General features: G+C 71.0%; 7 protein-coding genes. 5 read left to right on the top strand and 2 right to left on the bottom strand.

Features of this window, described 5'->3' with window-relative positions:
* Positions 1–1,460: DEAD/DEAH box helicase (locus B7X32_RS16175; RefSeq protein ID WP_292721874.1), on the bottom strand; the 1,460-nt coding region annotated here is incomplete at its 3' end.
* 161 nt (positions 1,461–1,621) lie between these two features.
* Between B7X32_RS16175 and B7X32_RS16170 the strand changes: the two genes are divergently transcribed.
* Positions 1,622–2,881: an LCP family protein gene (locus B7X32_RS16170; RefSeq protein WP_292721872.1), complete on the top strand. Its 1,260-nt coding sequence runs from the start codon at positions 1,622–1,624 to the stop codon at positions 2,879–2,881.
* Between the two features lie 69 nt (positions 2,882–2,950).
* Entirely contained in the window at positions 2,951–3,775 is an 825-nt protein-coding gene (locus B7X32_RS16165; RefSeq protein ID WP_292721869.1) for an SGNH/GDSL hydrolase family protein, read from the top strand.
* A 38-nt stretch (positions 3,776–3,813) separates the two neighbouring features.
* Here the strand turns inward: B7X32_RS16165 and B7X32_RS16160 are convergent, their stop codons facing one another.
* A complete protein-coding gene (locus B7X32_RS16160; RefSeq protein ID WP_292721867.1) occupies positions 3,814–4,632 on the bottom strand; it encodes an RNA methyltransferase in 819 nt (272 codons plus the stop codon).
* A gap of 89 nt (positions 4,633–4,721) precedes the next feature.
* Here B7X32_RS16160 and B7X32_RS16155 point away from each other — a divergent pair, with 89 nt between their 5' ends.
* The 3 genes from B7X32_RS16155 to B7X32_RS16145 form a co-directional block, all read left to right on the top strand.
* A complete protein-coding gene (locus tag B7X32_RS16155) occupies positions 4,722–5,558 on the top strand; it encodes a Sir2 family NAD-dependent protein deacetylase (RefSeq protein WP_292721864.1) in 837 nt (278 codons plus the stop codon).
* A complete protein-coding gene (locus tag B7X32_RS16150; protein ID WP_292721861.1) occupies positions 5,555–6,139 on the top strand; it encodes a histidine phosphatase family protein in 585 nt (194 codons plus the stop codon). The genes B7X32_RS16155 and B7X32_RS16150 overlap by 4 nt, the downstream gene beginning before the upstream one ends.
* A 112-nt stretch (positions 6,140–6,251) precedes the next feature.
* Positions 6,252–7,493, top strand: a 1,242-nt coding sequence (locus B7X32_RS16145) for an MFS transporter (RefSeq protein ID WP_292721876.1), incomplete at its 3' end; no start/stop codon positions are given.

Genomic DNA, 7,493 nt, shown 5'->3' with positions numbered 1-7,493 from the left:
AGCTCGTGCACGTGCTCGGGCTCGAGGAGTCCCGGTATGCCGATGAACTCCTCCTCCTCCGGCGTGCCCGGTTCCGCGAGCTGGCCGAACTCCTTGCCGTCGAAGACCACGCGGTCGAAGTGCGCGAGCGAGGAGATCGCCTGGTAGCTGAACTCCTGGGTGAGCGCGTCCGAGGCCTCGTCCTCGCGGTTCGCGCTCTCCAGCAGCGAATCGTCGAGGCCGTCCTCGTCCTTGGACTGCCGATCCAGGGCGTGGTCGCGCTGCTTCTCGAGCTCGTTCGCGAGCTTCATCAGCACGGGGACGTTCGGGAGGAACACGCTCGCCGCCTCGCCGCGACGGCGTGCGCGCACGAAGCGGCCGATCGCCTGCGCGAAGAACAGCGGCGTCGAGGACGACGTGGCGTAGACGCCGACCGCGAGACGCGGCACATCCACGCCCTCCGACACCATGCGCACCGCGACCATCCAGCGGTCGCCGGAGGCGCTGAACTTCTCGATCCGCTCCGACGCCGTCGCGTCGTCGGACAGCACCACAGTGGGGCGCTGCCCGGTGAGCGAGTGCAGGATCTTGGCGTAGGCGCGGGCGACGGTCTGATCGGTCGCGAGCACGAGGCCGCCCGCGTCCGGCACATGCTGGCGGATCTCGGTGAGCCGGCGGTCTGCCGCGGAGAGCACGGCGGGCATCCACTCCCCCTCCGGATCCAGCGCGGTGCGCCAGGCCTGGGAGGTGACGTCCTTCGTGTTGTCCTGGCCGAGATGCGCCTCGAGCTCGTCGCCGGCGCTCGTGCGCCAGCGCATCTTGCCCGCATACATGTGGAACAGCACGGGACGCACGACGCCGTCCTGCAGCGCCCGCCCGTAGCCGTATGCGTAGTCGGTGCTGGAGACCCGAGCGCCGGACTCGTCGGGGAGATAGTCCACGAACGGGATCGGCGCGGTGTCGCTGCGGAAAGGCGTGCCGCTCAGGAGCAGTCGCCGCTTGGCCGAGCCGTAGGCATCGCGGATCGCATCGCCCCAGCTCAGCGCATCGCCGCCGTGGTGCACCTCGTCCAGGATCACGAGCGTGCGCCCGCCCTCGGTGAGGTGCTTGTGCACCGAGGACTTCGCGGCGACCTGCGCGTAGGTCACCACGACGCCGTGATACTGCCGCGACGGCGCCCAGTGGCTGTTGCGGAAACGCGGATCCAGCCGGATGTGCACGCGCGCCGCGGCATCGGCCCACTGGGTCTTGAGATGCTCGGTCGGCGCGACCACGATGACGCGGTCGATCTCGTTCGTGTGCAGGAGCTCGACCGCGAGCGTGAGCGCGAAGGTGGTCTTGCCGGCGCCCGGCGTCGCGGCGACCAGGAAGTCCTTGCGCTCCGGGATCCGAAAGTACTCCTCCAGCGCCTCGCGCTGCCACGCCCTCAGCCTGTCGGCGGTACCCCAAGGGGCGCGCTGAGGGAAGGACGGGGAGAGCATGGGATTCCACGATAGACGAGGCGGCCGACATTCCCGCGCGCGTCGGATCCGTCGGCGGCGGTCTCAGCAATCCCAAGGGATCGGCTCAGGGGATCCACCACGGGCGCTTTTAGAGTGCGATCCGGCATTCCACTCGGAGCGCCCTGCCCGAAGGAATCTCCGTGACACCACACCGTTCGGCGCGCCCGATCGCCCAGCACAGCTCTGCACGACGCCCCCGCGCTCTGACGCGGGCGCTCCGCGCGCTCGGCATCGCGATCGCCGTCGTCCTGGTGAGCGGCGTCGCGGTGGTCGGCTATGTGGTCAGCGACCTCACCGCGGCGGTGGCGCACAACAGCGTGCAGCTCGAAGGCGGCCCCGTGACGGCGCCCGACATCGGCGCCTACAAGAACGGCTTCAACCTGCTCGTCGTCGGCATCGACGCCTGTGAGCCGAAGTACGCGGATCTGTTCCCCGGGCGCTGCGACGGCCCGGACGCCTCGAGCGTGAACAACGACGTCACCGTGCTCATGCACGTCTCGAACACCCCGCGGCGGATCACGGTCGTGAGCTTCCCGCGCGACATGATCGTGCCCGTCCCCTCGTGCACGGCGAAGGATGGCACGAAGGTCTCGGCGCAGAGCGCCGCGCAGATCAACACCACCTACGACGAGGGCGGGCTGCCGTGCGTCGCCAAGACCGTGTCGGCGCTGTCCGGGCAGCAGGTCGACTTCGCCGCCGCGGTCAACTTCGGCACGGTGATCGACATCACGAACGCGATCGGAGGAGTACAGGTCTGCCTGGCCACGCCGATCGACGACGCGTACACGGGTCTCGACCTCAGCGCGGGTGAGCACACGATCCAGGGTCTGCAGGCGCTGCAGTTCCTGCGCACCCGGCACGGCCTGGTGAGCGGAAGCGACCTCGCGCGCATCGGCAACCAGCAGCAGTACCTGGCGAGCCTCGCCCGCCAGCTCACGAGCGGAAAGGTCCTCTCGAACGTGCCGGAGGTGCTCAAGATCGCCACGATCGCGTTGTCGAACCTCGAGGCCAGCACGACGCTCAAGAACCCCGCGACGATCCTTCAGCTCGCCCTGGCCGTGAAGGACGTGCCGCCCTCGGACATCACGTTCATCCAGTATCCGAACGCGACGGACCCCCAGGACCCCAACCGCGTCGTGCCGGATGACGCGTCCGCGAACACGCTCTGGGCGGCCGTCGCGGCGAACCAGCCGGTGCTGATCACGCATCAGAACACCGTGAACGACGGCGTCACGGTCGAACCGGGTACACCACCGGCCACCCCTGCCCCGGGAGCCGGCGCCGCATCGACTCCGAGCTCGGCGCCGACGCCCGCGCCCTCCGCGGTCGCGTTGTCGGAGAACGTACGCGGCAGCACCGCCGCACAGCAGACGTGCACGAACGGCGACACCAGCGGCTGATCCGCCCATCCGCGAGTAGTCTCGGATGCTGTGCCGCGCCGAACAGGCGCCCGCGAGGAGGAGAGGATCATGTCCGGTCACGAACCGCGCACCCCGTACGTCCCCAACGAGACGCCGCACCCGTGGCACCGCTATGTCGCGATCGGCGACTCCTTCACCGAGGGGATCGGCGATCCGGAGCCGAGCGCGCCGGGAGGCCATCGCGGCTGGGCCGACCGTGTGGCGGAGGTCCTGGGCGCGCAGAGCGAGGACTTCGCCTACGCCAACCTCGCCGTGCGGGGCAAGCTCATCGCGCAGATCAGCGACGAGCAGGTCGCCCCCGCCATCGCGCTGAACCCCGATCTGATCACGCTGTGCGCCGGCGGCAACGACGTCATCCGCCCCGGCACGGATCCGGACGAGATCGCGGTGCTGCTCGACGACATGGTCACGCGCCTGTCGCGCACCGGCGCCGCGATCGTGCTGATCACCGGCATCGACACGAACTTCACCCCCGTGTTCCGTCCGTTCCGCGGCAAGGTCGCGATCTACAACGAGAACGTGCGGGCGATCGCCGAGCGGTACGACTGCATCGTGGCGGATCAGTGGGGCCTGAAGACCATCCAGGATCCGCGTTTCTTCGCCGACGACCGGCTGCACATGAACCCGCTCGGGCATCATGAGGTCGCCCGCATGGTGCTGCGCGCGCTCAACGTGCCCAACGACCTGCAGCCGATGGTCGCGGATCCGTTCCCGGTGCGCACCTGGCGCGAGGCCCGCAACGAGGACCTGGTCTGGGCGCGCACGCATCTCGTGCCCTGGGTGCTGCGGCGCCTGCGCCACCAGTCCTCCGGCGACACGATCGAGGCCAAGCGCCCGGAGCCGATGCCCGTGGTGCTGCCGCACGACGAGTGAGCACGCCGTCCGGAACGCTCGCACGTCCCGGACCGGTTTCAGGGGCGCGCCGCCGGCGGATGCTGCAGCGCCCAGAGTGCGACGGCTGCGGTCGAGGCGACGTTGAGCGAGTCCACACCCCCGCTCATCGGGATGGTCACCACGGCGTCGGCCGTCGCCAGCGCCTCGGCGGTCAGACCGGGCCCCTCGGACCCGAACGCGAGCGCGACCCGTTCCGGGCGACGCGCGGCGTAGGCATCGAGCGTCTCGGCGTCGTCGCGGAGGGCGAGCGCGAGGAGCCGGATCCCCTCTGCGCGGAGGATCGGCGCCAGCTCGTCCCAGCCGTCGAACCGCGTCCACGGCACCTGGAACACGGTGCCGGTGCTGACCTTGACGCTGCGGCGGTACAGCGGATCCGCACAGCGCGCCGAGACGAGTACCGCGTCGGCGCCGAGAGCCGCCGCCGCGCGGAACGCGGATCCGACGTTCTGGTGCTCCACGAGATCCTCCAGGACGAGGATCGTGCGCGCACCGCGGACGACCTCCCCCAGCGCCGGGAGCGCGGGGCGGTGCATGGCCGCCAGCGCTCCGCGATGGACCGGGAATCCCGCGGCCGCCTCGACCACCGCATCGGGGCAGACGTACACCTCGACCTCGGCATCGCCGAACAGCGCGCGCAGCCCGTCCAGCCAGCGCTCCTGCGTGAGCACCGAGCGCGGGCGGTGCCCCGCGGTCACGGCACGCTCGATGACTTTGAGCGATTCGGCGATGTACAGTCCGCCGTCGACGTCGCGGCGCAGACGCAAAGCGGTGTCGGTCAGCCCCCGGTAGTCGTCGAGCCGGGCATCTGCGGGGTCGTCGATGCGGATCTCATGCACGGATCCACTCTCGCAGGTCGTCCGGCCGTGCGTCGGCCCGCTCGGCGGCCTCGCAGGGTCCCGCCCGTAGACTCGGCCTGGGAGGTCGGATGAACACCAGCACCCTGTCGTTGCACGCCCAGCTCGAACCCGTCGCAGAGCTCCTCTCCGATCGCCGCATCGCCTTCCTGACCGGCGCCGGGCTCTCCACGGACTCGGGCATCCCCGCCTATCGCGGGGCCGGATCCACGCCGCGCCGCACACCGATGACGGTGCAGACCTTCCTCGGCTCGGAGGACGCGCAGCGCCGGTACTGGCTGGGCGGTCACCTCGGCTGGCGCTCGTTCGGCACCGCCGTCGCGAATCCGGGGCACCGCGCGATCGCGGGACTCGAGCGGGCCGGCCGCGCGGTCGGCGCGATCACGCAGAACGTCGACGGCCTGCACCTGGCCGCAGGATCCGCCCGCGTGGTCGAGCTGCACGGCACCATGCGGACGGTGCTGTGCCTGCGCTGCGGACAGAGCTTCTCGCGCGACGCCGTGGCCGCGCAGATCGAGGAGCGCAACGCCTGGCTCGACGTCCCGGACGAGGTGCTGCTGGGGCCGGACGGCGACGTGCGCCCGGAGACCACGGAGGGCTTCCTCCTTCCGGTCTGCACGGTGTGCACCGGAGCACTGAAGCCCGACGTGGTGTTCTTCGGCGAGTACATCCCGGCCGAGCGCTTCTCGACCGCCGAGGCCCTGCTGCGCTCGGGAGACGCGCTGGTCGTCGCCGGATCCTCCCTGGTCGTGAACTCCGGCATCCGGATCATCGAGCGGGCGCGCCGTCGCAGCCTGCCCATCGTCATCGTCAACCTCGAACCCACGCGCGCCGACGCCTGGGCCTCCGCGACGATCGCCGCCTCCACCAGCCTCGTCCTCCCCGCCCTTCTGGAGCTGCTCACGTGACTCTCATCACCCTCATCCGCCACGGCCAGACCGACTGGAACCTGGAGGGCCGCATCCAGGGATCCACCGACATCCCCCTCAACGACACGGGTCGCGCTCAGGCGCGCACCGCCGCCGCACGACTCGCGGGCGTCGCCTTCGATCACGTCTACGCGAGCCCGCTCGGCCGCGCGAGGGAGACCGCGGAGATCATCGCCCGCGAGCGGGGACTGCCCGCGCCGCTCATCACCGCAGGGATGCGCGAGCACGAGTTCGGTGAGGCCGAGGGCCTGCTCTGGGACCAGTACCGCGAGCGGTTCGGCGCGCGCAGCGACGACGTGCCCGGCGCCGAGACCGTGCAGCAGCTGACCGACCGCGCGCTCGCCTCGCTCGCGCGGATCGACCTCGCGGCGCGGCGGCGCTCCGCTCCCCGGGTGGAGTCGGTGCTCGTGTGCACGCACGGCGGCGTGATCCGGGCTCTGCTCGAACACGCCTCGGACGGCACGCTGCCCGCCCCGGGCGAGCGTCTCGGGAACGCGTCGATGCACCGCTTCGCGATGGACGGCGGGGGTCTCCGGCTGCTCGACGCCTCCACCGTGTGAGGCCGGCGCCGCAGGGGCGGCAGCCGGGTCCGCGCCCTGACCGGGCGTAGGATCGAAGACGCCGCCGATCCCGAGGAGAGCCGTGAATCCCGCCCCTGCACCGACCTGGCGGATGTGGCTGATCTGGATCGTGGGCGTGTCCGCCTACGTGCTGTCGATCACCAACCGGACCTCGCTGTCCGCGGTCGGCGTCGATGCGGCGCACCTCTTCCAGGCCGACGCGTCGACCCTGTCCCTCTTCGCGGTGCTGCAGCTCGCCGTGTACGGACTCATGCAGATCCCCGTGGGTCTTCTGCTGGACCGCTACGGCTCCCGGCCGATCATGGTCGCGGGCATGCTGCTCATGGCCGTCGGCCAGCTCGTCATGGCCTTCGCGCCGAACGTGGGCGTCGCGATCGTGGCGCGCATGATCCTCGGTGCCGGCGACGCGGCGATCTTCCCCGGCGTGCTGCGCCTCGTCGCGATCTGGTTCCCGGCGCAGCGCGGGCCGCTGATGGCTCAGCTGACCGGCATCGTCGGCCAGCTCGGGCAGCTGGTCGCGCTCCTCCCCCTGCCGCTGCTGCTGCACTCGACGACGTGGTCGGTGACGTTCGGCAGCCTCGCGGGGCTCGGGGTCCTGTTCACGGTCCTCGTCTTCGCCCTGATCCGCAACCGCCCGCCCGAGCTCACGGAGGACGTCTCGGTGAACACCGACACCGGAGCGATCCGGGTCGTCACCTCGCAGGCCGATCTGCGCGTCACCCTGCGCGAGGCGCTCGCCCATCCCGGCACGCGCCTCGGGTTCTGGACGCACTTCACCACGCCTTTCGCCGGCACGGCGTTCATGATGCTCTGGGGCATCCCGTTCCTCACCAACGGCGAAGGCCTCTCGATCGGCGCGGCGTCGCTCGTGACCACGGTCTACGTGCTGTTCGGGATCCTGTTCGGCCCGGTGCTGGGCACGCTCTCGGCCCGCCATCCGACGAGCCGCTCGCTCATGCTCGTCCTGCCGACGATCGCCCTGCAGCTGCTGGTCTGGCTCGCCGTGATCCTCTGGCCTGGTCAGGCGCCGCTCTGGCTGCTGATCCTGCTCGCGATCGCGCTCGCCACCGGAGGGCCCGCCTCGATGGTCGCCTTCGACCATGCGCGCACGCACAACCCGCAGCACCGGCTCAGCACGGCGACGGGCGTGGTCAACGGCGGCGGATTCCTGGCCGCGCTCATCGCGATCTTCCTGATCGGCCTCGCCCTCGACCTGCAGGGCGCGGGCACGCCCGCCACCTACACGCTCGACGCGTTCCGCTGGGCGTTCGTCACGCAGGTGCCGCTGTGGGCGATCGGCACGGCGTTCATCGTGCGCGAACGGCGCCTGACC

This window comes from Microbacterium sp. 13-71-7 (assembly GCF_002257455.1).
Classification (GTDB): Bacteria; Actinomycetota; Actinomycetes; order Actinomycetales; family Microbacteriaceae; genus Microbacterium.
The sequence above is the reverse complement of the archived record's forward strand: the minus strand, read 5'-3'. Positions and strand labels throughout refer to the sequence as shown.

Coding starts and splice junctions, on each gene's coding strand:
- B7X32_RS16155 (WP_292721864.1), top strand. CDS start 4,722: ATGAACACCAGCACCCTGTCGTTGCACGCCCAGCTCGAACCCGTCGCA.
- B7X32_RS16165 (WP_292721869.1), top strand. CDS start 2,951: ATGTCCGGTCACGAACCGCGCACCCCGTACGTCCCCAACGAGACGCCG.